At 66.6% G+C, this 23,387-nt stretch carries 26 protein-coding genes; 10 read left to right on the top strand and 16 right to left on the bottom strand.

Annotated elements, in window-relative coordinates; all coding sequences use genetic code 11:
• Positions 1 to 48 precede the first annotated feature (48 nt).
• The 9 genes from TVC13_RS09800 to argC form a co-directional block, all read right to left on the bottom strand.
• Entirely contained in the window at positions 49 to 570 is a 522-nt protein-coding gene (locus TVC13_RS09800) for a pyridoxine/pyridoxamine 5'-phosphate oxidase (protein WP_422401024.1), read from the bottom strand.
• Positions 571 to 664: 94 nt separating this feature from the next.
• Complete coding sequence (argH, locus tag TVC13_RS09795) at positions 665 to 2,119, bottom strand: argininosuccinate lyase (RefSeq protein ID WP_422401023.1); 1,455 nt, start codon at positions 2,117 to 2,119, stop codon at positions 665 to 667.
• A gap of 3 nt (positions 2,120 to 2,122) precedes the next feature.
• Entirely contained in the window at positions 2,123 to 3,331 is a 1,209-nt protein-coding gene (locus tag TVC13_RS09790) for an argininosuccinate synthase (protein ID WP_152228427.1), read from the bottom strand.
• Positions 3,332 to 3,427: 96 nt separating this feature from the next.
• Positions 3,428 to 3,964 (bottom strand): arginine repressor, encoded by a 537-nt coding sequence (locus TVC13_RS09785; protein WP_422401022.1) that lies wholly within the window; start codon positions 3,962 to 3,964, stop codon positions 3,428 to 3,430.
• Positions 3,961 to 4,926 carry an ornithine carbamoyltransferase gene (gene argF / locus TVC13_RS09780; RefSeq protein WP_422401021.1) on the bottom strand — a complete coding sequence of 322 codons (966 nt, stop codon included), beginning with the start codon at positions 4,924 to 4,926 and terminating at the stop codon, positions 3,961 to 3,963. The genes TVC13_RS09785 and argF overlap by 4 nt, the downstream gene beginning before the upstream one ends.
• On the bottom strand, positions 4,923 to 6,188 hold the full coding sequence (locus tag TVC13_RS09775; protein ID WP_422401020.1) for an acetylornithine transaminase: 1,266 nt from the start codon (positions 6,186 to 6,188) through the stop codon (positions 4,923 to 4,925). The genes argF and TVC13_RS09775 overlap by 4 nt, the downstream gene beginning before the upstream one ends.
• Positions 6,185 to 7,108, bottom strand: coding sequence for an acetylglutamate kinase (gene argB / locus TVC13_RS09770; protein ID WP_422401019.1), 924 nt, complete (start codon positions 7,106 to 7,108; stop codon positions 6,185 to 6,187). The genes TVC13_RS09775 and argB overlap by 4 nt, the downstream gene beginning before the upstream one ends.
• Before the next feature lie 14 nt (positions 7,109 to 7,122).
• A complete protein-coding gene (gene argJ, locus TVC13_RS09765) occupies positions 7,123 to 8,292 on the bottom strand; it encodes a bifunctional glutamate N-acetyltransferase/amino-acid acetyltransferase ArgJ (RefSeq protein ID WP_422401018.1) in 1,170 nt (389 codons plus the stop codon).
• Positions 8,292 to 9,323 carry an N-acetyl-gamma-glutamyl-phosphate reductase gene (argC, locus tag TVC13_RS09760; RefSeq protein WP_422401017.1) on the bottom strand — a complete coding sequence of 344 codons (1,032 nt, stop codon included), beginning with the start codon at positions 9,321 to 9,323 and terminating at the stop codon, positions 8,292 to 8,294. The genes argJ and argC overlap by 1 nt, the downstream gene beginning before the upstream one ends.
• Positions 9,324 to 9,474: 151 nt before the next feature.
• On the opposite strand from argC, the gene TVC13_RS09755 reads away from it, so the two are divergent.
• From TVC13_RS09755 to TVC13_RS09735, 5 genes are all read left to right on the top strand, one after another.
• Complete coding sequence (locus tag TVC13_RS09755; protein ID WP_422401016.1) at positions 9,475 to 10,440, top strand: quinone oxidoreductase family protein; 966 nt, start codon at positions 9,475 to 9,477, stop codon at positions 10,438 to 10,440.
• A gap of 303 nt (positions 10,441 to 10,743) precedes the next feature.
• Positions 10,744 to 11,268: a hypothetical protein gene (locus TVC13_RS09750; RefSeq protein ID WP_422401015.1), complete on the top strand. Its 525-nt coding sequence runs from the start codon at positions 10,744 to 10,746 to the stop codon at positions 11,266 to 11,268.
• A 37-nt stretch (positions 11,269 to 11,305) separates the two neighbouring features.
• Positions 11,306 to 11,509 (top strand): helix-turn-helix domain-containing protein, encoded by a 204-nt coding sequence (locus tag TVC13_RS09745; RefSeq protein WP_321164372.1) that lies wholly within the window; start codon positions 11,306 to 11,308, stop codon positions 11,507 to 11,509.
• Between the two features lie 275 nt (positions 11,510 to 11,784).
• Complete coding sequence (locus TVC13_RS09740; protein ID WP_152228437.1) at positions 11,785 to 12,201, top strand: hypothetical protein; 417 nt, start codon at positions 11,785 to 11,787, stop codon at positions 12,199 to 12,201.
• A 14-nt stretch (positions 12,202 to 12,215) separates the two neighbouring features.
• On the top strand, positions 12,216 to 12,548 hold the full coding sequence (locus tag TVC13_RS09735; protein WP_422401014.1) for a TfoX/Sxy family protein: 333 nt from the start codon (positions 12,216 to 12,218) through the stop codon (positions 12,546 to 12,548).
• On the opposite strand, the gene TVC13_RS09730 is transcribed toward TVC13_RS09735, so the two are convergent.
• The 3 genes from TVC13_RS09730 to pheS all read right to left on the bottom strand — a co-directional run bounded on the left by TVC13_RS09730 (position 12,545) and on the right by pheS (position 16,859).
• Positions 12,545 to 13,165: an HAD family hydrolase gene (locus tag TVC13_RS09730; RefSeq protein ID WP_422401013.1), complete on the bottom strand. Its 621-nt coding sequence runs from the start codon at positions 13,163 to 13,165 to the stop codon at positions 12,545 to 12,547. The genes TVC13_RS09735 and TVC13_RS09730 overlap by 4 nt on opposite strands.
• A 73-nt stretch (positions 13,166 to 13,238) precedes the next feature.
• Entirely contained in the window at positions 13,239 to 15,782 is a 2,544-nt protein-coding gene (pheT, locus tag TVC13_RS09725; protein WP_422401012.1) for a phenylalanine--tRNA ligase subunit beta, read from the bottom strand.
• Complete coding sequence (gene pheS / locus TVC13_RS09720) at positions 15,783 to 16,859, bottom strand: phenylalanine--tRNA ligase subunit alpha (protein ID WP_400488415.1); 1,077 nt, start codon at positions 16,857 to 16,859, stop codon at positions 15,783 to 15,785.
• A gap of 153 nt (positions 16,860 to 17,012) precedes the next feature.
• Here pheS and TVC13_RS09715 point away from each other — a divergent pair, with 153 nt between their 5' ends.
• From TVC13_RS09715 to TVC13_RS09700, 4 genes are all read left to right on the top strand, one after another.
• Complete coding sequence (locus tag TVC13_RS09715; protein ID WP_422401011.1) at positions 17,013 to 17,474, top strand: hypothetical protein; 462 nt, start codon at positions 17,013 to 17,015, stop codon at positions 17,472 to 17,474.
• Positions 17,475 to 17,538: 64 nt separating this feature from the next.
• Positions 17,539 to 18,570 carry an Rv2578c family radical SAM protein gene (locus tag TVC13_RS09710; protein WP_422401010.1) on the top strand — a complete coding sequence of 344 codons (1,032 nt, stop codon included), beginning with the start codon at positions 17,539 to 17,541 and terminating at the stop codon, positions 18,568 to 18,570.
• A 50-nt stretch (positions 18,571 to 18,620) separates the two neighbouring features.
• Positions 18,621 to 18,974, top strand: a complete 354-nt coding sequence (locus tag TVC13_RS09705) for an ArsR/SmtB family transcription factor (protein WP_422401009.1) — start codon at positions 18,621 to 18,623, stop codon at positions 18,972 to 18,974.
• Between the two features lie 12 nt (positions 18,975 to 18,986).
• On the top strand, positions 18,987 to 19,475 hold the full coding sequence (locus tag TVC13_RS09700; protein ID WP_422401008.1) for an SRPBCC family protein: 489 nt from the start codon (positions 18,987 to 18,989) through the stop codon (positions 19,473 to 19,475).
• A gap of 42 nt (positions 19,476 to 19,517) precedes the next feature.
• On the opposite strand, the gene TVC13_RS09695 is transcribed toward TVC13_RS09700, so the two are convergent.
• Complete coding sequence (locus tag TVC13_RS09695) at positions 19,518 to 19,967, bottom strand: (deoxy)nucleoside triphosphate pyrophosphohydrolase (RefSeq protein WP_422401007.1); 450 nt, start codon at positions 19,965 to 19,967, stop codon at positions 19,518 to 19,520.
• A gap of 165 nt (positions 19,968 to 20,132) precedes the next feature.
• On the opposite strand from TVC13_RS09695, the gene TVC13_RS09690 reads away from it, so the two are divergent.
• Positions 20,133 to 21,401, top strand: coding sequence for an MFS transporter (locus TVC13_RS09690; RefSeq protein ID WP_422401006.1), 1,269 nt, complete (start codon positions 20,133 to 20,135; stop codon positions 21,399 to 21,401).
• On the opposite strand, the gene TVC13_RS09685 is transcribed toward TVC13_RS09690, so the two are convergent.
• From TVC13_RS09685 to rpmI, 3 genes are all read right to left on the bottom strand, one after another.
• The gene (locus tag TVC13_RS09685) at positions 21,398 to 22,300 is read right to left on the bottom strand and encodes a TrmH family RNA methyltransferase (RefSeq protein ID WP_422401005.1); all 903 of its coding nucleotides are present in this window, start codon (positions 22,298 to 22,300) and stop codon (positions 21,398 to 21,400) included. The two genes, TVC13_RS09690 and TVC13_RS09685, sit on opposite strands and share 4 nt — an antisense overlap.
• An 18-nt stretch (positions 22,301 to 22,318) precedes the next feature.
• Entirely contained in the window at positions 22,319 to 22,984 is a 666-nt protein-coding gene (gene rplT, locus TVC13_RS09680; RefSeq protein WP_422401004.1) for a 50S ribosomal protein L20, read from the bottom strand.
• 117 nt (positions 22,985 to 23,101) lie between these two features.
• On the bottom strand, positions 23,102 to 23,296 hold the full coding sequence (gene rpmI / locus TVC13_RS09675) for a 50S ribosomal protein L35 (RefSeq protein WP_055240480.1): 195 nt from the start codon (positions 23,294 to 23,296) through the stop codon (positions 23,102 to 23,104).
• Between the last annotated feature and the right edge of the window lie 91 nt (positions 23,297 to 23,387).

Genomic DNA, 23,387 nt, shown 5'->3' with positions numbered 1-23,387 from the left:
GGGCGGGAGGGGGTGCGCACTCCTTGTCCCGGGCGTGCGGCAGAGTGCCTAGAGCTCGTACCGGTGGCGGATGTGCCGGCTTTGCGGAGCGGCCTGCCAGAACTCGACTTCCCGGGGTGACAATGCGTAGAGCTGCCAGGACGGGTTCTCCGTGCCGTCAGCGCCCGGGCGTTCGTCCCAGTCCCGGGCGGAGGCCTCGGTGCTGAGCTGCACCACGTTACCGGCCACCCGCACCTGGCGGCCCTGCGCGTACCAGTAGAAGTTCATTGCGGCGCGGGGGTTCTGCTCCAGTTCGCGTCCCTTCCGGGAGGAACGCGAGGTGGCGAAGTGCCAGCCGTCGGCGTCGAGGTCCTTCAGGATGAGCATGCGGGACGAAAGGTTCCCGGCGGTGTCGGCCGTGGCGAGGGAGAAGGCATGCGGCTGGGGCACACCCGCCGCGAGTGCTTCCTCCAGCCAGACCAGGAACAGCTCCGCCGGGTCTTCCGGTGCAGCCTCGGGGTCGAATGTGGGCAGGTTGGGAGCGAAGTCGGGCAGCGCCCGCAGCGTGCGGCGCAGGTTCGGGTTGGGCATGGCTCCACGCTAGCGCCCATCGGATACACGAAAGGCCAGTTACGGCTGGTTTGAGGGCTCAAACCGGCCGTAACTGGCCTCTCGATGGGGAAGGTTAGGCAGCGAAGGCGCGCGCGGCGTCGAGCTGCTTCTTCAGTTCAGCCAGCTGCGATTCCACGGCCGAACGTGCAGTCCCGCCCTGCGAACTCCGGCTGTCCAGCGAACCCTCAGTGGAGAGCACAGACCGGACTTCCGGAGTGAGGTGCTCGGAGATCCCGGCGTAGTCTTCATCGCTCAGGTCCCAGAGTTCGACGCCGCGGGTTTCGGCGAGCTTCACGGCGGCACCCGAGAGCTCGTGCGCCTCGCGGAACGGCACGCCCTGGCGGACCAGCCATTCGGCGATATCCGTGGCCAGTGCGAAGCCCTGCGGAGCCAGGGACTGCATGCGCTCAGTGTTGAAGACCAGGGTGGCGATCATGCCGGAGACGGCCGGCAGCAGCAGCTCCAGCGTGTCCGTTGCGTCGAAGACCGGTTCCTTGTCTTCCTGCAGGTCCCGGTTGTACGCCAGCGGCAGGCCCTTGAGCGTGGCCAGCAGTCCGGTCAAGTCTCCAATGAGGCGGCCGGCCTTGCCGCGGGCCAGTTCAGCCACATCCGGGTTCTTCTTCTGCGGCATGATCGAGGAGCCGGTGGAGAAGGCGTCATCGAGCGTGACGAAGGAGAATTCCTTGGTGGCCCAGAGGATGATTTCCTCGCTGATCCGGGACAGGTCGACGCCGATCATGGCGGCAATCCATGCGAACTCGGCGTAGACGTCGCGCGAGGCGGTGCCGTCGATCGAGTTCCAGGCTGCGGAGTCGAAGCCCAGGTCCGCGGCAACGGCGTTGGGGTCCAGTCCGAGGGAGGAACCGGCCAGTGCGCCGGACCCGTAGGGGGACACCGCTGCGCGCTTGTCCCAGTCGGCCAGGCGCTGCACGTCGCGCAGCAGGGCCCAGGCGTGGGCCAGCAGGTGGTGGCTGAGCAGCACCGGCTGGGCGTGCTGCAGGTGGGTGCGGCCGGGCATGGCGACACCGAGGTGCTTTTCGGCCTGCTCCACCAGGGAATCGACCGTGGCCAGCACACCGGCGGCGATGATCCGGGCGTGGTCGCGCAGGTACATCCGGCCCAGCGTGGCGATCTGGTCGTTGCGGGACCGGCCGGCGCGGAGCTTTCCGCCCAGCTGCGGTCCGGCGCGTTCGATCAGCCCGCGTTCCAGGGAGCCGTGCACGTCCTCGTCCGACTCTGCCGGGAGGTAGGCGCCCGAGCGCACATCGGCGTCGAGCGCGTCCAGTGCTTCCAGCATGCCGGCCAGCTCGGCGTCGTCGAGCAGGCCTGCCTTGTGCAGCACCCGGGCGTGTGCCCGGGAACCGGCGATGTCGTAGCCGGCAAGCCGCCAGTCGAAGTGGGTGGACTTGCTCAGGGCTGCCAGTGCGTCGGCCGGACCGCCGGCGAAGCGGCCGCCCCACAGTGCACCCTGGACCGTGGAGCCGCCGGCTCCAGGCTGGGATTCGATTGACGGCTTGCCGTTACTCATTTCTTACTTACCTTCTGCCAAACGCTGGTCGCGGCCGGAGGCCACCTTGGAGGACATGCCGAACAGTTCGATGAACCCGCGGGCCATCGACTGGTCGAAGGTGTCGCCGGTGTCGTAGGTGGCGAGGTTGAAGTCGTACAGCGAGGACTCCGAGCGGCGACCGGTGACGGTGGCGCGGCCTGCGTGCAGGTCCATGCGGATGTCGCCGGAGACGTACTTCTGGGTGTCTTCGATGAAGGCGTCCAGGGAGTTCTTCAGCGGGGAGAACCACTGGCCGTCGTAGACCAGTTCGGTCCAGCGCTGGCCGACCGTCTTCTTGAAGCGGGCCTGCTCGCGCTCCACCGTGACGTTCTCGAGCTCGCGGTGCGCGGCCATCAGGGCCATGGCGCCGGGGGCTTCGTAGATTTCGCGGCTCTTGATGCCCACCAGGCGGTCTTCGACGATGTCGATCCGGCCGATGCCCTGGGCGCCGGCGCGGCGGTTCATCTCCTCGATGGCCTGCAGCGGGGTGACGGGCTTGCCGTCGATGGCCACCGGAACGCCTTCCTTGAAGGTGATGACAACTTCGTCAGCGGCGATGCCGGAGGCCGGATCGGCGGTGTACTCGTAGACGTCCGGGGTGGGGCCGTTCCAGATGTCTTCCAGGAAGCCGGTTTCCACGGCGCGTCCCCAGACGTTGGCGTCGATGGAGAACGGGTTCTTCTTGGTGGTGACGATCGGCAGGTTCTTCTCCTCGGCGAAGGCAATGGCCTTGTCGCGGGTCAGGGCCAGGTCGCGGACCGGGGCGATGCACTTCAGGTCCGGGCCCAGGGTCTGGATGCCGACTTCGAAGCGGACCTGGTCGTTGCCCTTGCCGGTGCAGCCGTGGGAGACGGTGGTCGCGCCGAACTGGCGTGCAGCGGCAACCAGGTGCTTGACGATTACCGGGCGGGAAAGCGCGGAAACCAGCGGGTAGGAATCCATGTACAGGGCGTTGGCCTGCAGTGCCGGCATGCAGTACTCGGCCGCGAACTCGTCGCGGGCGTCAGCCACGTAGGCTTCGACGGCGCCGCAGTCGAGGGCACGCTGGCGGATGGTCTCAAGCGACTCGCCACCCTGTCCGACGTCGACCGCCACGGCGATAACCTCGGCGCCGGTGGCCTCGGCGATCCAGCCGATGGCCACTGACGTATCCAGGCCACCTGAGTAGGCCAGAACAATACGTTCGCTCACGAATGTGCTCCTCTTGCGATTGGTGCAGCGCGCAGGCTGCGGGTTGGTTGTGAAAACAGGGGGAAGCTGCGGGGATTTCCTGCCCGGGACCAGCTTCTACAGTATGCGATTGTCAGGTGCCTGCCCGCTGGCGGTTGCCTCGTCCGCGATGGAAAGGAAACGCGCAGCCAGCTCCGCACCGCCGTCGGGCTCCCGGGTCACCAGCAGCACGGTGTCATCCCCGGCCAGGGTGCCCAGGATGGACGGCATGATCGAGTGGTCGATCGCCAGGGCCAGGAAGTTAGCCGCACCGGGAGGAGTGCGCAGCACCACGATGTTCCCGGATGCCTCGGCGGTGACCAGCAGTTCTCCGCACAGGCGGGCCAGCCGCGCGTCCAGCACTTCCTGGCGAATCCCGGACTGCGGTGTGCGTTCCCCGCCCTCGGCGGGCACGGCGTACACCAGCACGCCGTCCTTGCCGCGCATGCGCACGGCACCGAGTTCCACCAGGTCGCGGGAGAGCGTGGCCTGGTTGACCTGCACACCATCGTCCGCCAGCAGAGCGGCGAGCTCTGCCTGCGACCGCACCGACCGCCCGGTGAGCAGCGCACGGATGCGCGCCTGCCGGGCCGTCTTGGTGGTGGGCATGGTCATGCCGCTTCCTCCGGGATTCCGGTGAGACCGGACCGCGCCATCAGCCAGACCATCAGTGCCTTCTGGGCATGCAGCCGGTTCTCAGCCTCGTCCCAGACCACGGACTGCGGGCCGTCGATCACGTCGGCGGAAATCTCGTAGCCTCGGTAGGCGGGCAGGCAGTGAAGTACGACGGCGTTCTCCGCGGCCTGCGCCATGGCGGCACTGTCCACGGCGTAGTCCCGGAACAGCTCCTGCCGTTCAGCCTTCTCCTCTTCCTGGCCCATGGAGACCCAGGTGTCCGTGGCGACGACGTCGGCTCCGGCCAGTGCCTCCGCCGCATCGGTGGTGATCAGCACGGATCCGCCGGTTTCCTCGGCACGGGCGGCCGCGGCGTCGACGATCTTCGGATCCGGCAGGTAGCCCACCGGTCCGGCGACCCGGACGTGCATCCCGGCGGTGACGCCGGCGAGCAGGTAGGAGTTGGCCATGTTGTTGGCGCAGTCGCCCAAGTAGGTCAGGGTCAGGCCGGCCAGGGTGCCCTTGTGCTCGCGGATGGTCATCAGGTCCGCCAGCAGCTGGCAGGGGTGGTAGTCATCGGAAAGCGCATTGATGACCGGAACGGAGGAGTTCGCAGCCATTTCCTCCAGCCCGGACTGGGCATAGGTCCGCCAGACGATGGTTGAGACCATACGCTCCATGACCTTGGCCGTGTCCGTGATGGATTCCTTGTGGCCCAGCTGGGATTCCCCCGCGCCGATGATCAGCGGCACGCCGCCCAGATCGGAGATGCCGGCGGCGAAGGACACCCGGGTGCGGGTGGAGGTCTTGTCGAAGATGACGGCGACGGTCTGCCGGCCGGAGCCTTCACCGGCGTAGGGCTGGTACTTCCAGCGGTCCTTCTTCAGGGCGTCTGCGAGGTCGAGGACTTCGGCCTGTTCGGCCTGGGTCAGGTCAGTGTCAACGAGGAAGTGGCGGGTCATGACTGTCCAATCGTCGTGGCCGCGGCGGCCTGCAGGATGGCGGGAAGCTTGTCCAGGAAGGTTGCTGCCTGGTCGGTGGTGAGGATCAGCGGGGGTGCCAGGCGCAGGGTGGCCGGGCCGGTGGCGTTGATGATGAACCCGGCGTCCAGCGCTGCCTGAACGGCTGCGGGAGCTGCGCCGTCGAGGTCCGGAGCCAGGTCGATGCCGATCAGCAGGCCCTCGCCGCGGACTTCGGTGACACCGTCCACGGCGCGCAGGCCCTCGCGCAGGAAGTCGCCGGTGGCCTGTACGTTCGCCATGACGTTGTCGGTTTCGATCGCGGACAGCGTGGCCAGTGCGGCGGCGGTTGCCACGGGGTTTCCGCCGAAGGTGGTTCCATGCTGGCCGGGGGTCAGCAGGGCGGAGACCTCGGGGCCGAAGGTGATCAGCCCGCCGATTGGGAAGCCGCTGCCCAGTCCCTTGGCCACGGTCATCGCGTCCGGCAGCACACCTTCGGAGGCAAACCAGCGCCCGGTGCGCCCGATTCCGGTCTGCACTTCGTCGAACACCAGCAGCGCACCGGCGTCGCGCGTGATCTGCCGGGCGGCTTCCAGGTAACCGGCCGGCGGCACCTGCACACCGGCTTCACCCTGGATCGGTTCGATGAACACAGCCGCGACAGTCTCATCCACAGCGGCACGCAGCGCCTCGACGTCGCCGTACGGGATGTGCTCGACGCCGCCGGGCAGCGGTTCGAACGGCTCCCGGTAGGCCGCCTTGGCGGTCAGTGCCAGGGCACCCATGGTCCGGCCGTGGAAGGCACGGTCCATGGCGATGATCCGGGTGCGTTCCCCGGTGGAATTGCGCCGGGCCAGCTTGAAGGCGGCTTCGATCGCCTCGGTGCCGGAGTTGGCGAAGAAGACCTTGGAGCCGGCCGGGGCCTGGGCCAGCTGCAGCAGCTTTTCCGCGAGGGCCACCTGGGTGGGGCTGGTGAAGAAGTTGGAGATGTGTCCCAGGGTGTTGAGCTGGCCGGCGACCACCGAGGTGACAAACGGGTGGGCGTGGCCCAGGGCGTTGACGGCGATGCCGCCGAGCAGGTCCAGGTAGGCGTTGCCGTCAGCGTCCCAGACGGTGCAGCCCTCGCCTCGGACCAGGACGCGCTGCGGGGTGCCGAAGACGTTCATCAACGAGTCGGTGTAGCGGGCGAGCCATTCGCTGCCTGAGCCGGAGGCATCAACCAGCGAGGAGGCCGCAGTATCTGCGGGCGTAGTCGGGGTGCTCATGCTTCTGCTCCGTCCGGAATGATCTGGGTGCCGATGCCGGCGGTGGTGAAGACTTCCAGCAGCATCGAGTGGGCCATGCGCCCGTCGACGACCGCGGCGCGGTCCACTCCCCCGTCCACGGCGGCCAGGCAGGCTTCCATCTTGGGGATCATGCCCGATTCAAGGGTCGGCAGCATGTCCCGCAGTTCGCCGGCGGTGAGGGCGGAGATCAGCGAGGACTTGTCCGGCCAGTTGGCGTAGAGGCCTTCGACGTCGGTCAGGACCACCAGGCGGCAGGCTCCCAGCGCCACAGCCAGGGCGGCCGCTGCGGTGTCCGCGTTGACGTTGAGCACCTGCCCGGTGGGGTTGCCGTCGGCGCCGATTTCCGGGGCCACCGTGGAAATCACCGGGATCCGGCCGGCTTCGATGAGGTCCAGGATGGCGCCGGGGTTTACACCCACCACTTCGCCGACGAGACCCAGGTCCACTTCTTCGCCGTCAATCACGGTTCCGGTGCGGACGGCCTGCAGCAGCCCGCCGTCTTCGCCGGAGAGGCCGACGGCGTAGGGTCCGTGGGAGTTGACCAGGCCGACCAGTTCGCGGCCCACCTGCCCGGTAAGCACCATGCGGACAGCGTCCATGGCTTCGGGGGTGGTGACGCGCAGTCCGCCCTTGAACTCGGATTCAATGCCGAGCCGGTCCAGCAGGGCACTGATCTGCGGTCCGCCGCCGTGCACCACAACGGGATGGACGCCCACGTGGTGGAGGAAGACGATGTCCTCGGCGAACGCCTGGCGCAGTTCATCGTTGATCATGGCGTTGCCGCCGTACTTGATCACGATGGTGCTGCCGGCGAAGCGCTGGATCCAGGGCAGTGCCTCGATCAGGGTGGCGGCCTTGTCCTGCGCCGCTGCCTGGTCCTGCTGGGTGGCTGTGCTCATGCTCCTCTTCCTGCCTAGCTGCTGTACGCCGAGTTTTCGTGGACGTAGTCGGTGGTCAGGTCGTTCGTCCAAATGGTTGCGGACTCGGTGCCGGCGGCCAGGTCGATTTCGACGCTCACGGCACGGCCGGTGAGGTCAACGTTTTCGCGCGGATCTCCGATGCCGCCGCCGCGGCAGACCTGCACGCCGTTGATGGTGACGTTGATCTGGTCAGGTTCGAAGGCTGCGTCGGTGGTGCCGACGGCGGAGAGCACGCGGCCCCAGTTCGGGTCGTTGCCGAAGATCGCGGTCTTGAACAGGTTGGAACGGGCAACGGCGCGGGAGGCGTTCTCGGCGTCGGCCACCGTGGCCGCGTTGACCGTGGTGATCGCGATGTCGTGGCTGGCGCCCTCGGCGTCGGTGATCAGCTGCTGGGCCAGCGAGTGGCACACCTCGGTGAGTCCGCGGGTGAACTCCTCGGTGTCCGGTGTAGCGCCGGAAGCGCCGGAAGCCATGAGGATCACCGTGTCGTTAGTGGACATGCAGCCGTCGGAGTCGGTGCGGTCGAACGTGACGGCGGTGGCGGCGCGCAGCGCCGCATCCAGGGCAGCGGCGTCGAGGTCCGCGTCCGTGGTCAGGACCACCAGCATGGTGGCCAGGCCCGGTGCCAGCATGCCGGCGCCCTTGGCCATGCCGCCAATGCTGTATCCGGTTCCGGTGAAGACTGCCTGCTTGGAGACCGTGTCCGTGGTCATGATCGCTTCGGCAGCGAGGGCGCCGCCGTCGGAATCCAGGGCGGCTGCGGCAGCTTCGGCGCCCGGGAGGAGCTTGTCCATGGGCAGCTGCTCGCCGATCAGGCCGGTGGAGCAGACCAGAACGTCGTTCGCGGAAATGCCGAGCAGGTCAGCAACCTTCTCTGCGGTGGCGTGGGTGTTCTGGAAACCCTGCGGCCCGGTGCAGGCGTTGGCGCCGCCGGAGTTCAGGAATACGGCATCGGCCCGGCCGTCGGAGATGGCCTGCCGTGACCAGTGCACAGGTGCTGCGGCGACACGGTTTCGGGTGAAGACTGCTGCTGCTGCCTTGGCGGGACCGTCATTGACCACCAGTGCGACGTCGCGTCCACCGGAAGCCTTGAGGCCAGCGGTGACGCCGGCGGCACGGAACCCTGCCGGTGCGGTGATGCCTGCTGCTGCGTTGGTGCTCATTACGGTGCTACTCCCTGCAGGGTGAGCCCAGTGGTCTCTTCGAGGCCAAGGGCAATGTTCATGGACTGGACGGCGCCGCCGGCGGTGCCCTTGGTGAGGTTGTCGATCACGGCGGAGACAATCACGCGGCCGGCGTGCGGATCATAGGCGAGCTGCAGGGCGGCGTAGTTGGAGCCGACCACCATCTTGGTGGCGGGCCACTGGCCTTCGGGCAGCACCCGGACAAACGGTTCATCGGCGTAGGCCGCTTCCCAGGCTGAACGCAGGTCTGCGGCGTCGACGCCGGGGCGGACCTTCGCCGTTGTGGTGGTGAGGATGCCGCGCGCCATGGGGGCCAGCGTCGGGGTAAAGGAAATGGAGACCTGCTCCCCCGCCGCGGCGGAGAGGCCCTGTTCGATTTCCGGGGTGTGCCGGTGCCCGCCTCCTACGCCGTAGGGGCTCATGCCGCCCATCACTTCGGAACCGAGCAGGTGCGGCTTGGCAGCCTTGCCCGCGCCGGAGGTGCCGGACGCGGCCACGATGACGACGTCGTCGGACTCCAGCAGGCCGGCCGCGAAACCGGGCGCCAGGGCCAGCAGCGAGGACGTGGGATAGCAGCCGGGAACGGCGATCCGGCGTGCGCCGCGGAGGATTTCGCGGTGGCCGGGGAGTTCGGGCAGGCCGTAGGGCCAGGACCCGGCGTGCGGGGAGCCGTAGAACTTTTCCCACGCGGCGGGATCGGTGAGCCGGTGGTCGGCGCCGGCGTCGATCACCAGGGTGCTTTCCGGCAGCTGCGCAGCGATCTCAGCGCTGGCGCCGTGCGGCAGGGCCAGGAAAACGACGTCGTGCCCGGTCAGGTTTTCAACGGTGGTGTCCACCAGGATCCGGTCAGCGAGGGCATGCAGGTGCGGCTGGAGTTCGCCGAGCCTGGAACCGGCGTTGCTGTGCGCGGTGATGGCACCAATTTCGACGCCGGGATGGCCTGCGAGCAGGCGCAGGACCTCGCCGCCGGCATAGCCGCTGGCACCTGATACAGCTACGGAAATCGTCATGCCAACCACCCTACAGCAGTTTTATGCATGAGGCTTCATAATTATGCAATGTGACTCCGGCGGGCGGGTATCCGTGCCTCCCGGCGGCCGCCGTCCTACGATGGATTCGCGTACCCGTTTATTGCCGCCAATCCATCGGAAGAGGCATTCCATGCATAAGGCCATTGTCGTCCCGAAAGCGGGCGGACCCGAAATCCTGCGCTATGAAAACGTGGATCTTCCGGTCCCCGGCCCCAACGAGCTGCTGGTGAAGGTCGCGGCCACGGGCGTGAACTTCATTGACACGTACCAGCGCAGCGGTGTCTACAAGATGGACTATCCCTTCATTCCGGGTTCCGAAGCCGCCGGCACCGTAGTCCAGGCGGGCGTGGACGTAGCCGCTTTCAGCGACGGGGATCGGGTGGCCACGGCCGAAGGCGGCGGCGCCTATTCGGAATACATGCTGCTGGATGCGTCCAAGGCCCTGCCCGTTCCCCGGGGCGTAAGCAGCGAGGTGGCTGCGGCCCTTCCCCTGCAGGGCATGACGGCGCATTACCTGTGCAACTCCACCTACCCCGTCCAGGCCGGGGAAACCGTCCTGACGCACGCCGGAGCCGGCGGCGTCGGCCTGCTGCTGACCCAGCTGCTGAAGGCCAAGGGCGCCACGGTGATCACCACCGTTTCCACGGATGAGAAGGAAGCACTGGCCTCTGCGGCCGGTGCGGACCATGTGCTGCGCTACGACGGTTTCGCTGACCGGGTGCGCGAGCTGACGGACGGGCGCGGCGTGGACGTGGTGTTCGACGGCGTCGGGAAGGCCACGTTCGACGGTTCTCTGGCCAGCCTGCGCCCGCGCGGAATGATGGTGCTGTTCGGCGGAGCGTCGGGCCAGGTGCCTCCGTTCGACATCCAGCGGCTGAACGCCCTGGGCTCGCTCTACCTGACCCGGCCGACCATAAGGGATTACCTGCTCAGCGCCGAGGAGCGCCAGTGGCGTGCGCGTGAGCTGTTCGAAATGGTGGAGGCCGGAACCCTGGATGTGCGGATTGGTGCAACCTATCCACTGGCCGACGCTGCCCGGGCGCATGAGGACCTTGAGGGCCGGAAGACGACCGGCAAGGTGCTGCTGGTTCCGTAGCGTCTGGTCCGATTGTTGCCGTCTCCTTTCCCCTGGCGCTGCCTCGGGATTCGCTCCGCTTTGTGACAAACGCTCCGGTACGCCGCGGAGGAAATGCACAAACCGGAGCGATCCCGATTCTCTCGACAGTGTTGCCATCCGCACCAACCCGTCATATCGTTTATCAATATTATTGACAATCGATATGGGGGAATGATGGCCAGCCTGACGCACACCAGAAAACCGAAGTCCGTCCAGTTGGCGGTGTTCTCGGTTTGGATCGTTGCCTGCCTCGCAGCACTCGGTAGTGCTGCGGAGGCATTCGTGACGATCTTCGGCCGGACTCCGTTGGCCTTCGGGGGTGCTGATCCGCGGGTGCAGCTCGTTATGCTCCCCCAAATCAATCAGGCCGAACTCCGTGAGGGTGCAGTTGGCTATCTGGTGGATATTCCGTTGTGGCTGCGCGTGCTGTGTGCGACCCCTGCACTGCTTTACATTGTCCTGGCACTGGTGGCTGCGTTCCTCATCGCGAGAGTCCTGCGGGAAATCTCTGCCGGACGGCCGTTCACAGCGCGGGTACGGAAGAATCTACTGGCCCTTAGCTTTCTCCTGATTGGAGCTGGGCTTCTGTACGGCACGCTCGACGCTACGGCAAACCGGGCCGTCTTTGAGGTGGCGAGCAATTTCGGCACCGAAGGTTTCCCGCTCGGCGCGGATTACGCAGTAATCAGCACCGACGCTCCCCGGTGGCCGTACTTCATGATCACCAGCGGCGTCGTTGGCCTGGCGCTCTCCAGCGCTTTCAAGGCAGGCGGACGGCTGCAGGAAGAGACGGACGGACTTGTCTGACACTCGATCCGCTGCCGAGCCAGCCAGCGGCCACCGAGTGGTGTGCCATCTGGATAAGGTGCTGCTCCAGCGGGGAATGACGTTGACTGAGCTTTCAGTGCGGACCGGCATAACCATGGCAAACCTTTCCATCCTCAAAACGAACAAGGCCAAGGCCGTTCGGTTCACCACCTTGACAGCCGTCTGCGACGCTCTGGAAACCACGCCGGGCGAACTCTTCAGCATCGAGCCTCGGACTTGAAACTGTTTGTCAGCGTCTAGCCCGCTGCCGGCTTGCCGGTTCCGCTCCACTTTGTGGCAATCGCTCCGATATGCCGCGGAGCGATCTGCACAAAGCGGAGCAGATCCGGGTTCTGTCGCCGGTTTGGGGGGTTGCTGCCTGATCCAAGCGGCAGCAGAAGTGCGAACCGGTCGGATCTTCCTGAACCGGCAGCAGAATCACCGCGCATCCCCCGCCCCGTGTCCGATACCTCGGCTGCACTGCGGGCGCCGCGCGTTTGTGCGAGACTCGACCCCATGATGAGCGCACAAGGCCCGGATCGGGTCGCGCAGGTCGACGCCGTCAGCATCGCACTCGCCGCTGCCGGCATTCTGAGCGGCAACCTGCTCGGGCTGCCGCCCGACGCACAGGCGGCCCAGCTGATGCTGCTATTCACCGGGCTCGCCGCTGCCCTCCAGGTGATCAGGGACCGCCGGGCCGCCGCAAGACACGAAACCTTCCGCACATTCCAACCAACAGGCAAGCGCCTGGCGGGAACTCTGCTGTTGCTGGGAGTAGTCGTCGTCCCCGTAGCTCTTTACGTCAGCTCGATTCCGGGGCACGGTTGGATAGCGATCGGATATCTGCTGATTGGCATGGGAATGACCGCCCCGCTCCTGGTGGCGAACCGGAAAACCAGTTCGGCAGATCCCGTGGGCAACCGTCCTCACTGAAAGGCGGCAGGATTATGCAGTCGGACCCGGCGCAGGAGACCCTGGCCCAGCGCATCCGGGCGAGCCTTGCCTCCCACCAAGACGTCCGGGAGAAAAACATGTTCGGCGGCGTGGCTTTTATGGTGGACGGACGTCTGACGGTGTCGGCTGGCCGGGACGGGAACCTGCTGGTTTGTGTGGATCCGGCGGATTACCGGGAGCTGCTCGCCGTCGGCGGCCAGCCTGCCTTCATGGGCGCGGGCCGTCCGATGGGCGAAGGATGGATGAACGTTCCCATGGACATCATCGCGGACGATGAAGCTCTGGACTGGTGGCTCGCCGTGGGGCGTACGTCGCGGGGCGGCTAGCCCGGATCGGCGAGCAGAGCAAATTCCTGCCGCAGGTCCGTGCCCTCCGCGTGCAGCACCACTTGCATGCCTAACGCCTTGGCTGCTTCGATATTCGCCGGATTGTCGTCGATGAAGACCACGTCTTCGGGGGCTGCACCCAGGCCGTCAAGGACGTGCCGGTAGATCCGCTCATCCGGTTTGACCATGCCCAGCCGGCCGCTGAAATAGCGGGCAGCAAAGAACGCCGGCCAGGACGCCTCCGACTCGTACCGGTAGGACATCTCCGCAGGCATGTTTGAGAGCAGGGCCAGCTGCGCGCCTTCCCCGGCCAGGAACTCCAGCACTTGTTGGGTACGGGGATTGAGCCGGGACCACTGCCGGGCGTCGAGCTCCTCGAGCCGGGCCAGCTCGTTCTCATCCACACGCCGGCCGAGGACCGAAGCCCAGTAATCCGCGGGGCTTAGCCCGCCGCCGTCGTACTCGAGCCGGGTGGCCCAATAGGGACTCGACGCTGGCTGGAGATCCAGTCCGGTGGCTTCCCGAAGCGCGTCCCAGTCTTCCGGAAGCGGCGCGGCGGAGATCACCATGCCGTAGTCGAAGAGGTACCAGGTGCCGGGGCGGGAAAGAGCGCTCACCCGCTACAAGCTAGCAAAAACGCACAAAGCCCCGCCGGAAGATTCCGGCGGGGCTTTGCGCTTTCAGGTGGAACTACCGCTGCACGGCACCAAAACGCTCGGCAGCCAGCGCGACGGCGGCGGCCCGGGATTCCGAGGCCTCGTCGGCGGTCAGCGTCCGGTCCGGAGCACGGAAACGCAGTGCGAAGGCCAGGGACTTGTGCCCCGGCTCGATGCCCTTGCCGGTGTAGACGTCGAACAGCGCGATGTCTTCCAGCAGATCGCCGGCACCTTCACGCAGGGTTTCCAGCACAGCCTCGGCCGGGATGTCTTCGCCCACAATGAGCGCCACATCCTGCGTGGTGGCCGGGAACGTGGAGATCTCCTTCGCCACGATCACGTCCGGTGCGGCGTCGAACAGTGCGTCGGCATTGAGCTCCAGCGCCACGGTGCGGGCCGGCATATCCCGGGCCGCGAGCAGCTTCGGGTGCAGCTCGCCGGCGTAGCCAACGGTTTCGCCGCTGCGCAGCGAGATCTTGGCAGTGCGTCCCGGATGGAATGCCTGGTGTTCGCCCTGGCTGATCACCAGTTCGACGCCGAGCACGTCACCCATGAGCCGGGCGGTGTCGACGGCGTCGGCCCAATCCCAGGCGCGCGGGGTGTGGCCGGCGCCGGCGGGTGATTCGTGGCCAGTAAACAGCACGCCGATATGCAGCGGCTGGTCCGGAATGCCGTTGTACAGGCCGTCCAGGACTTCCTCTGACGGCTTGATGCCCAGCGGCGGAATCGACTCGGTGCCGTTCTGCTCACCGGGCAGGAAGACCAGTGCAGATTCGAAAAGCGCCAGGTCACGGAAGCCGCGCGAGAGGTTCCGCTTGGCGACGTCGAACAGGCCCGGCAGCACCGAGGTGCGCAGGTAGCCGAACTCGGCGGAGAGCGGGTTGGCCAGCTTGACCGCCGGGCGCTCTTCGCCGGCCACCGGGGTGCCGAAGGTGTTGTTGTCCGCTTCTGTGACGAAGGGGTAGGACAGCACCTCGGTCAGGCCCGACGCCGCGAGGGACTGCTGCAGGCGGCGCCGCTGCTGCTGGACGCGGGTCAGGCCTCGGCCGGGAGGAGCAACCGGAAGGGTGGAGGGGATCTTGTCGTAGCCCACCAGCCGGATGATTTCCTCGGTGAGGTCCTCGCGGGTTTCCAGGTCGGTCCGCCAGCTCGGGGGAATCACCCGGAAGCCGCCGTCGGCCTTTTCAACGTCTGCACCCAGGTCGGTGAGCGTGCCGGTGATCTGGTCCTCGGTGAACTCCAGGCCGATCAGCTTGGCCGGGAAGTCCGCGGGCAGGAAAATGCTGCGGGTCTCCGGTGCGGTGCCGGCGTCGGTGATGGACGCGTCGGCGGTGCCGCCGGCCAGTTCCACCAGCAGGTCGACGGCGCGCTGTGCCGCGATGTCCGCGACATGCCAGTCAACGCCGCGCTCGAAGCGCTTGGACGCTTCGGACGGGAGTTTGTGGCGGCGGCGCGAACGTCCAATCGAGACTTCCTCGAAGTGGGCGGCTTCAATCAGGACGTTCTGCGTGGCGTCGGAGACCTCGGTGGCGTTTCCGCCCATCACGCCGGCGATGCCAATGGCACCGGAGCCGTCAGTGATCAGCAGGTCTTCGGGGTCCAGCGTGCGGACCTTGTCATCGAGGGTCTTCAGGGTCTCGCCCGGGTTGGCGCGGCGGACCACGATTTCGCCGGTGAGCTTGTCCAGGTCGTAGAAGTGCAGCGGCTGGCCGAGCTCGAGCATCACGTAGTTGGAGATGTCCACGACCAGCGAGATGGACCGCATGCCGGCCAGGCGCAGGCGTGAAGACATCCACGGCGGCGTGGGGCGGGTGGGGTCCACGCCGCGGACGGTGCGGGCCACAAAGCGGTCGCAGCCGGCCTTGCCGTAGATCGGGGCTTCGTCGGCCAGTCGCACCGGATACCCGGCGCCGTCGGCTTCCGGAACCTCCACCGTGGCGGCGGGGTCGGTGAACTTGGTGCCGGTGGCGTGGGCGTACTCGCGTGCAGCGCCGCGGATGGAGAAGACGTAGCCGCGATCCGGGGTGACGTTGATTTCCGCGGCCTGGTCGTAGAGGCCCAGCAGTTCCATCGCGTCGGTGCCGACCTCGGGATCAAGTCCCAGGGTGGAAAGCACCAGGATGCCGTCGTGGTCTTCGCCAATGCCGAGTTCACGCACGGATGCGATCATGCCGGCCGAGACGTGGCCGTAGGTCTTGCGCGGGCTGATCCGGAAGTCTCCGGGCAGCACGGCGCCGGGCAGGGTGACAACAACCTTGTCCCCCACCTCGAAGTTGTGCGCACCGCAGACGATGCCCTGCACGCCGGACGGGTCAATACCGTCACCGGTCAGCGTCTGCTCAGCACCCTCCGGCACCACACGGACGGAGCACCAGTTGATGGTCTTGCCGTTCTTCTGCGGCTCGGGCTCTTTGGAGAGCACCTGGCCAACAACTATCGGGCCCTGCAGTTCGTCGGTGGGACGGTGGACGTCCTCTTCCTCAAGACCGACCTTCACCAGTTCGGACATGACGTCTTCGGCGGTTGCGTCCGCCGGTACCTGGGCGTACTCGCGCAGCCAGGAAAGTGGGATTCTCACTTAGATCTCCATCCCGAAGTGTTCGCTGAAACGTACGTCGCCTTCGATCATGTCCCGCATGTCGGATACTTCGTTGCGGAACATGAGGGCACGTTCAATGCCCATGCCAAAGGCAAAACCTGAATAGACCTCGGGATCGATTCCCGCGGCGCGCAGCACGTTGGGGTTGACCATGCCGCAGCCGCCCCACTCGATCCAGCGCGGACCGCCCTTGGCACCGGGGTGCCAGATGTCCAGCTCGGCGCTGGGCTCGGTGAACGGGAAGTAGTTCGGGCGCAGCCGCACCTTGGCTTCGTCCCCGAACAGCACCCGCGTGAAGTGCTCTAGGGTGCCGACCAGGTCTGCCATCGTGAGGCCCTTGTCGATCGCGAGGCCTTCGAACTGGTGGAACACGGGCGTGTGAGTGGCGTCGAGTTCATCGGTGCGGAACACTTTGCCGGGGCACAGCACGTAGATGGGCAGTTCACGCTCGAGCATTGAGCGGACCTGCACCGGGGAGGTGTGCGTGCGCATCACCAGGTGCGCCTCGGGAGGCTCCACGAAGAAGGTGTCCTGCATTTCGCGGGCAGGGTGGTCCGGCTTGAAGTTCAGGGCGTCGAAATTGAACCATTCGGATTCAACCTCGGGGCCCTCGGCAATTTCCCAGCCCATGCCCACGAAGATGTCGCTGACGCGGTCCTGCAGGGTGGAGAGCGGGTGGCGTCCGCCCATGCGGCGGCGGCGCGGAGCTGCGGTGACGTCTACGGCTTCCTCGACGAGGATCCGGGCGTCGCGCTCAGCTTCAAGCTCAACGGTGCGGGCGGCGAGCGCCTGGTTGATTCGGCCGCGGGCCGGGCCGACTACCTTGCCGGCGGCGGCTTTCTGGTCCTTGGGCAGTCCGCCGATCTGGCGGTTGGCCAGGGACAGCGGGGACTTCTCGCCGGTGACGGCGATGCGGACGTCCTTGAGGGCATCCAGGTCCGCTGCAGAGGCGATGGCTGCGAGCGCTGAATCAACGGCAGCCGCGATGGCTGACTCGTCGAGCGGATTGGGTGCCGCGTTGTCTGGGGAGTCCGTCCCCGGTATGGAATTCGACATGTACCGTTCTTACCTGTTTCCGGCCGTGTTGATGTGGATGGTGAGTAAAGGGATGCTGCAGGCAAAGGTACGCAGCCTGCGGCTACCAGTCTAACCAACTCATGCTCCCCGTCCGGGCAGTGTGAAGGCATGATCCTCCCCTAACATGGGCGCATGAGCCCACCCCTGTCCCGTATGCAGTCCCTGCGCCGCGCAGTGAACCTGGCCAACGGCACGACGGCGGCTGGACTGCTGGCTGCCCGACTGGGCCGGGTGCCGGTGCGGCGCGGCCCCGGCGGCCTGCTGCTGGCCGGAGGCTGGAGCCTTCAGCTCCCCCGCGCGGCAGCCTTCACCCTAGGCAACGTGATCCTTTACCGTTCCCGGGTATCCGGGGCGTTCGCCGTCGAACCCGCATCCGCTCTGCTGCGGCATGAGGCAAGGCACAGCAGCCAGTACGCCGTGCTGGGACTGGCGTTCCTGCCGCTTTACTTCGCTGCAGCCGGGTTCTCCAAACTGCGTTCCGGGAACCCGGCGTCGTCGAACATCTTTGAGATCCTGGCCGGACTTGCCGACGGCGGCTACCGACCCCGTCCCTCTCCCCGCCGAAAGGCCAGTTACGGCTCTTTTCGGCGCTGAAAAGAGCCGCAACTGGCCTCTCGAGGGGTAGGCGGGAATTCGAACGTATGTTCTAATGGTGGGCATGAGGTGGCAGGAACAGGAACCAAAAGCAGCGCCGACCGCAGATGCACTGCTTCCCCTGCAGGGACTGGTCCGGTCCGTGCAGACACCGGGGTTCGCGGGCGTAACGTTCCACGAGGTACTCGCGAAATCCGTCCTGAACAAGGTGCCGAAGACCTCCTCCATGCCCTTCGGATGGACCGTGAACCCATACCGCGGCTGCAGCCATGCCTGTGTGTACTGCTTTGCCCGCAAGACACACAGCTATCTGGACCTGGACACCGGCGCGGACTTCGACAGTCAGCTGGTGGTCAAAACCAACGCCGGCGAGATCCTGCGCAAGGAGCTCGCAAAGCCGTCGTGGCAGTTCGAACACGTGGCCATGGGTACCAACACCGACCCGTACCAGCGCGCCGAAGGCCGCTACAAGCTCATGCCGGACATCATCCGCGCACTGGCGGACAGCGGAACACCCTTCTCCATCCTGACCAAGGGAACCCTGCTTGCCCGCGACCTGCCGCTGCTGGCCGAAGCCTCGCAGCAGACCAGCATCAGCATGGGCATCTCGCTGGCACTGCTGGATCCGGAGCTGGCCAACCGGGTTGAGCCGGGTACACCGTCCCCGAAAGCGCGGCTGGACCTGATCCGGCGCATCCGGGAGGCCGGCATGGACTGCAACGTGATGGCCATGCCGATCCTGCCGTGGCTGACCGACGGCGATGAGTCCCTCGATGCCCTCTTCTCCGCATTGGCCGACGCCGGCGCAACCTCCGTCACGGCCGGCGCCCTGCACCTGCGACCGGGTGCACGCGAGTGGTACCGGCAGTGGCTGGACCGTGATTATCCGCAGCTTTCCGCGCACTACGACAAGCTGTACAACGGAGGCACCTACGCCTCAAAGGAATACCGGCAGTGGCTCGCGGGGCGGATCAACCACTTCAAGAAACGCCACGGCTTCGCCGGCAGGAACCAGTTCCTCGCCACACGCGGCGCGTCCCGGCCGGCCCCGAAGACTCCAGCGGGACTGCCCGTCGCTGCCGGGACGCTTTTTTAGTTCGTGCGAGGCCTTGACCAGTGGCTGAGCGCGTCCTAAATTACAACCAAATGGTTGTAGATGCGTTGTCAGACGAAGCCGTGAACCGCCTGTTCCATGCCCTGGCGGACAGCACACGCAGGGACATCCTGCGCCGTGCGGCCGCAGGCGAGCTGTCAGTATCGCGGCTGGCCGAGGCCTATCCCATGAGTTTCGCGGCAGTGCAGAAGCACGTCGCGGTCCTTGAAGGGGCAGGCCTGGTCATCAAGGTTCGCCACGGGAGGGAACAGCTCGTGAGCACCGCACCGGACGCCGTCGACCAGGCACACCGCGCGCTGGACGCGCTGGCTGAGGCCTGGGAAGGCCGGCTGAACCGGATGTCCGACCTGCTGCGGCAGGAAACGCCCGGGGATGGACCCCGGTAGAGGAGATCAGTCATGGGCCTGAAGAGCATCGACAAGGAATACGACACCCTGACCATCACCGCCCTCGCGGAGTTCGAGGCAGCTCCCGAGCGAGTCTGGGAGCTGTGGGCCGACCCACGGAAGCTCGAGCGGTGGTGGGGTCCGCCCACGCACCCCGCCACAGTTCCGCAGCACGATCTGACGCCCGGGGGCACGGTCACCTACTTCATGACCGGACCGGACGGACAGACATACCACGGCTGGTGGGAGGTGCTCTCGGTCGACCCGCCGGAGAAGCTGCGCTTCCGCGACGGCTTTGCCGAGGAGGACGGCACCCGCCGGGACGACATGCCAATCTCCGACGTCACCGTCACCTTCACCGCCCGGGACGGGGGAACGGTCGTTGAAGTCGTGACGGCATTTGCGGACCGGGAGCAGATGGAGGAACAGATCTCCATGGGCGCCATTGACGGCGTGGCCTGCGCCATGTCACAGATGGATGCGATCCTCGCGGACGCCTGACCGGCGTCCCGTGGCGGGGCCCCAGCGGCGGCGGGGCCCCGGCTAGGCGGATCCTGCCGGGGGCTGACCCGCGGCCGCGCGAACCGCCGTGACAATTGGAAGGTCTGCCGGAATCCAGGGCAGTTCAGCAAGCTCCGGGGAATCCAGGCGGACCCAGCGCAGCTCATCGTGATCCTCGAGCGGCTGCGGCTCCCCGGTCTTCACCTCAACCAGCCACACCCGCATCGCGGCTTTGGCATTCAGCGGCCAGCCCTGTTCAAGGGGTCCGTCCACCTCCGCTCCCAGAATCACTTCGACGCCAAGCTCCTCGGTGAGCTCGCGGTGCAGGGCCGCTTCGCAGGACTCCCCCGGTTCAACCTTGCCGCCGGGAAACTCCCACATGCCGGCATAGGCTTCCGGGGCCGTGCGCCGGGCAGCCAGCAGGCTCCGCGGCTGGCCCAGGTCATCCACGATCGCGGCTCCGACTACCTGCTTCAGTTCTGAATTCGACACAGATCGAGTCTACGGTGCCCGCTGGCCTAGAATTGGAAGGAACGGCATCGTGGCCGTTTGGCCCCGGCCAACGGCAGCGTCCATGCTCCGGCCCCGGGCCGCCAGACGCGCCCGTGCCTTTTCCACGGCTCCGCGGCAACCGCTGATCCGAAAGCACCCCCACTTATGCCTTCCCTGCGCGTAGCGACGCCCAAAACCCGCCACGTTTCCCTGGCCATCACGGCCCTTGCCGCCGGCGGTTTCGCCATCGGCACCACCGAGTTCGCCATCATGGGACTGCTTCAGGAGATGGTCGCCGAGCTCGGTGTCTCCGTCCCCGAAGGCGGGCACGTCATCTCCGCCTACGCCCTCGGCGTCGTTGTTGGTGCGCCTCTGCTTGCAGCCGCCGGAGCCAAGATGCCGCGCAAGTGGCTGGCCTTGGGACTGATGGCGTTCTTCGCCGTGGCCAATCTTTCATCCTTCATTGCCCCGGACTACGGGTGGCTGCTGGTCACCCGGTTCCTGTCCGGGCTGCCCCACGGCGCCTTCTTTGGCGTCGCAGCCGTGATCGCCGCATCCCTGGTGGCCCCGACCCGCCGAGGCTGGGCCATCTCGATGGTCATGCTGGGCCTGAGCATCGCCAACGTGATCGGCGTGCCGTTCGCAACCTGGCTGGGCCAGCTGGCCGGCTGGCGCTGGATGTTCGTCCTCGTTGGTGCCATTGCCCTGCTGACCGTGGCGCTGGTGGCCTGGTTCGTTCCTTTCCAGGCGGCGCACCCGGATGCCAGCATCAGGCGCGAGCTCAGTGCGCTGCGCCGCATGCAGATGTGGCTGGCCCTGCTGGTGGGCACCGTCGGCTTCGGCGGGTTCTTCGCCGTCTACACCTACATCTCCCCCACCATGACAGAGGTTGCAGGTTTCTCCATGGGAGTGCTGCCGCTGATCGTGGGCCTTTACGGCGTCGGTCAGGTAGTGGGCAACATCGTGGGCGGCCGGATTGCCGACCGTTCCGTGATGGGCAGCATTTACGCCGTACTGGCAGGCACGGTGGTCATCCTGGCCGTGTACGCCTGGGGTGTGCAGTACAAGGCCGGCGCCATCATCCTGGTCTTCCTGGTCGGCGCCATCGGCTCTGCCCTGACGCCCGCACTGCAGACCCGCCTGCTCGATGTCTCCCCCGGCGCGGCATCACTCGCGTCCTCGCTGAACCACGCCGCCCTGAACATGGCCAACGCCCTGGGCGCTATGGCCGGCGGACTGGTTATCGCCTGGGGCTGGGGTTTCCGCTCACCGGCAATCGTCGGTGCTGTCCTGGCACTGCTGGGGCTGGGAGTTGCACTGCTCAGTGGTGCCCTGGACCGGCGTCGTCCGGTAAACGCAGCGGAAAAGACCGCGGCTGCCGGGACGGCGCCTGGGAACGGAGGGCGGCACGGGCCGCCGCCAACGCGGTTCTAGCGGTTCTGGGCCCGCGCGGATGCGTAGAGGCACACAGTTGCTGCCGTGCCCACATTGAGGCTCTCGGCCTGCCCGTAAACAGGAACGGCTACGCGGTAGTCAGCGGCTTCAAGCTCGTCCTCGGCCAGGCCCTGGGCTTCGTTGCCGAACAGCCAGGCAGAGGGATCCTCAAGCCGCGGCCCGGTGTCACCGGGCGTGTCTGCGGCGGGCGCCAGGCGGCGCAGGGCCGAGGAATCCTGGAGCGCGTCCAGGTCCTGGCTGCCGTAGCCGTCAGCCGCGAGGATGGTGATCCCGGCTTCGTGCAGCCGGGAGGAAAGTTCAGCGAAGTCCACGCCCGAAACCACGGGCAGGTGGAACAGTGAGCCGACGGTGGACCGTACGGCTTTTGGATTGTGGATGTCCACGCTGGAGGCAGTGAGGATCACCGCGTCCGCGCCGGCTGAGTCCGCCGCACGCAGGATCGTTCCGGCGTTGCCGGGGTCCCGTACCTCGCACATCACGGCGAGGAGTTTGGGCCGCGTGGCCAGTACGTCGTCAAGCGACGGGGACTGGATGCGGCAAACAGCCACAATCCCCTGCGGCGTGACGGTGTCTGCCATGGCGGCCAGGACCTCGTCCGTGGCCAGGCGCAGTGTGGCCTGCTCTGCCAGCTCGGCAAGTTCCGGGAGCCGGTCCAGGCACGCCTGCGTGGCATACGCCTCGACGACGACGCCGGCCCGGCCTTCCGCAAGGGCGGCACGGTGCGCAACAAGCGCCTCACGGACGGCCTGGGGTCCTTCGGCCAGGAAACGGCCGGTCTTTAAACGCGCCGAACGCCCCGCCAGCTTCGCTGCTTCCTTCACCCGATCAGCTCGGGGATTGGACATCAGCGGCGCTGGGGGGCGTCCGGCGTCAAACATGTTCAGCAGGTACCGAAATTAGCCCTGGAACTTCTGGCGGTTTTCGCCGCCAGCAGGCTCCAGGCCGGCAGCCTTGGCTGCTTCCACGGAGTTGAACCAGTACTCAGCTTCAGTCTGCTCGTACCAGGTGGAACCCGGAACGTGGTACTTGCCGGTTGCGGCACCCTTGATGACGTAGCCTTCGGGAGCTTCGCCTTCGGAAGCCTTGAAGCCGCCGTCAGCAACAGCAGCAGTGGCAGCCGGAGCAGCCTTTGCAGCCGGAGCAGCCTTGGCCGGTGCCTTCTTGGCGGCCGGAGCTGCAGCAGCAGCGGCCGGAGCGGAGGTGTCGGACGGCAGTGCGTCCTTGGCAACCTGGACCAGGGTGGCGAACGCGTTGGCGTCGTTCACGGCCAGCTCGGCCAGCATGCGGCGGTCTACCTCGATCTCAGCAGCCTTCAGGCCCTGGATCAGACGGTTGTAGGTCAGGCCGTTGGCGCGGGAAGCAGCGTTGATGCGCTGGATCCACAGGCGGCGGAAGTCGCCCTTGCGCTTGCGGCGGTCACCGTAGCTGTACACATACGAGTGCAGCAGCTGCTCTTTGGCCTTGCGGACCAGGCGCGAACGCTGTCCGCGGTAACCCTTGGCGCGCTCGAGGATTACCCGACGCTTCTTATGGGCGTTAATCGCCCGCTTCACACGTGCCACGTGCGTACTCCTTAGAAATAGTCCCGTGCACACTACCGGTGCTGCGGCCTCTGACGGGCCGCGGGAAAGTTAGTTGATATATGGAGCAGTCCTTCTCAGAACCGCTGGGGAAGATGGTTACTTGCCGAGCATCTTCTTGATGACCTTGGCCTCGCCCGGGGTGACGATCTTGTCACCGGCGAGACGGCGGGTCAGGCGGGAGGACTTGTGCTCCAGGTAGTGGCGGCGGTTGGCCTGCTGGCGCTTGAGCTTGCCGGTGCCGGTCAGCTTGAAGCGCTTCTTGGCGCCACTGTGGGTCTTCATCTTCGGCATGGGAACCGATCTCCTTTTGGTTTCCGCGGTACAAACCCGCGGGGATATGGGCACCTGTAACAGGTGCCAGGGTTTCCTAGGGACGCCTGGG

Source organism: Arthrobacter sp. 3Tela_A (assembly GCF_049311025.1).
In the GTDB taxonomy this organism is placed as follows: domain Bacteria; phylum Actinomycetota; class Actinomycetes; order Actinomycetales; family Micrococcaceae; genus Arthrobacter_B.
This window is presented reverse-complemented; position numbering and strand designations above follow the sequence as displayed.

Excerpts from the sequence above, each read along its gene's own strand:
- argJ (WP_422401018.1), bottom strand. The coding sequence starts at position 8,292 with ATGAGCACCAACGCAGCAGCAGGCATCACCGCACCGGCAGGGTTCCGT.
- TVC13_RS09685 (WP_422401005.1), bottom strand. The coding sequence starts at position 22,300 with ATGTTTGACGCCGGACGCCCCCCAGCGCCGCTGATGTCCAATCCCCGA.
- pheS (WP_400488415.1), bottom strand. The coding sequence starts at position 16,859 with ATGTCGAATTCCATACCGGGGACGGACTCCCCAGACAACGCGGCACCC.
- TVC13_RS09740 (WP_152228437.1), top strand. The coding sequence starts at position 11,785 with ATGATGAGCGCACAAGGCCCGGATCGGGTCGCGCAGGTCGACGCCGTC.
- TVC13_RS09755 (WP_422401016.1), top strand. The coding sequence starts at position 9,475 with ATGCATAAGGCCATTGTCGTCCCGAAAGCGGGCGGACCCGAAATCCTG.
- TVC13_RS09700 (WP_422401008.1), top strand. The coding sequence starts at position 18,987 with ATGGGCCTGAAGAGCATCGACAAGGAATACGACACCCTGACCATCACC.
- TVC13_RS09785 (WP_422401022.1), bottom strand. The coding sequence starts at position 3,964 with ATGACCATGCCCACCACCAAGACGGCCCGGCAGGCGCGCATCCGTGCG.
- TVC13_RS09800 (WP_422401024.1), bottom strand. The coding sequence starts at position 570 with ATGCCCAACCCGAACCTGCGCCGCACGCTGCGGGCGCTGCCCGACTTC.
- argC (WP_422401017.1), bottom strand. The coding sequence starts at position 9,323 with ATGACGATTTCCGTAGCTGTATCAGGTGCCAGCGGCTATGCCGGCGGC.
- argB (WP_422401019.1), bottom strand. The coding sequence starts at position 7,108 with ATGAGCACAGCCACCCAGCAGGACCAGGCAGCGGCGCAGGACAAGGCC.
- TVC13_RS09690 (WP_422401006.1), top strand. The coding sequence starts at position 20,133 with ATGCCTTCCCTGCGCGTAGCGACGCCCAAAACCCGCCACGTTTCCCTG.
- TVC13_RS09735 (WP_422401014.1), top strand. The coding sequence starts at position 12,216 with ATGCAGTCGGACCCGGCGCAGGAGACCCTGGCCCAGCGCATCCGGGCG.
- TVC13_RS09705 (WP_422401009.1), top strand. The coding sequence starts at position 18,621 with ATGGTTGTAGATGCGTTGTCAGACGAAGCCGTGAACCGCCTGTTCCAT.
- TVC13_RS09775 (WP_422401020.1), bottom strand. The coding sequence starts at position 6,188 with ATGAGCACCCCGACTACGCCCGCAGATACTGCGGCCTCCTCGCTGGTT.
- argF (WP_422401021.1), bottom strand. The coding sequence starts at position 4,926 with ATGACCCGCCACTTCCTCGTTGACACTGACCTGACCCAGGCCGAACAG.
- argH (WP_422401023.1), bottom strand. The coding sequence starts at position 2,119 with ATGAGTAACGGCAAGCCGTCAATCGAATCCCAGCCTGGAGCCGGCGGC.
- rpmI (WP_055240480.1), bottom strand. The coding sequence starts at position 23,296 with ATGCCGAAGATGAAGACCCACAGTGGCGCCAAGAAGCGCTTCAAGCTG.
- TVC13_RS09710 (WP_422401010.1), top strand. The coding sequence starts at position 17,539 with ATGAGGTGGCAGGAACAGGAACCAAAAGCAGCGCCGACCGCAGATGCA.
- TVC13_RS09715 (WP_422401011.1), top strand. The coding sequence starts at position 17,013 with ATGAGCCCACCCCTGTCCCGTATGCAGTCCCTGCGCCGCGCAGTGAAC.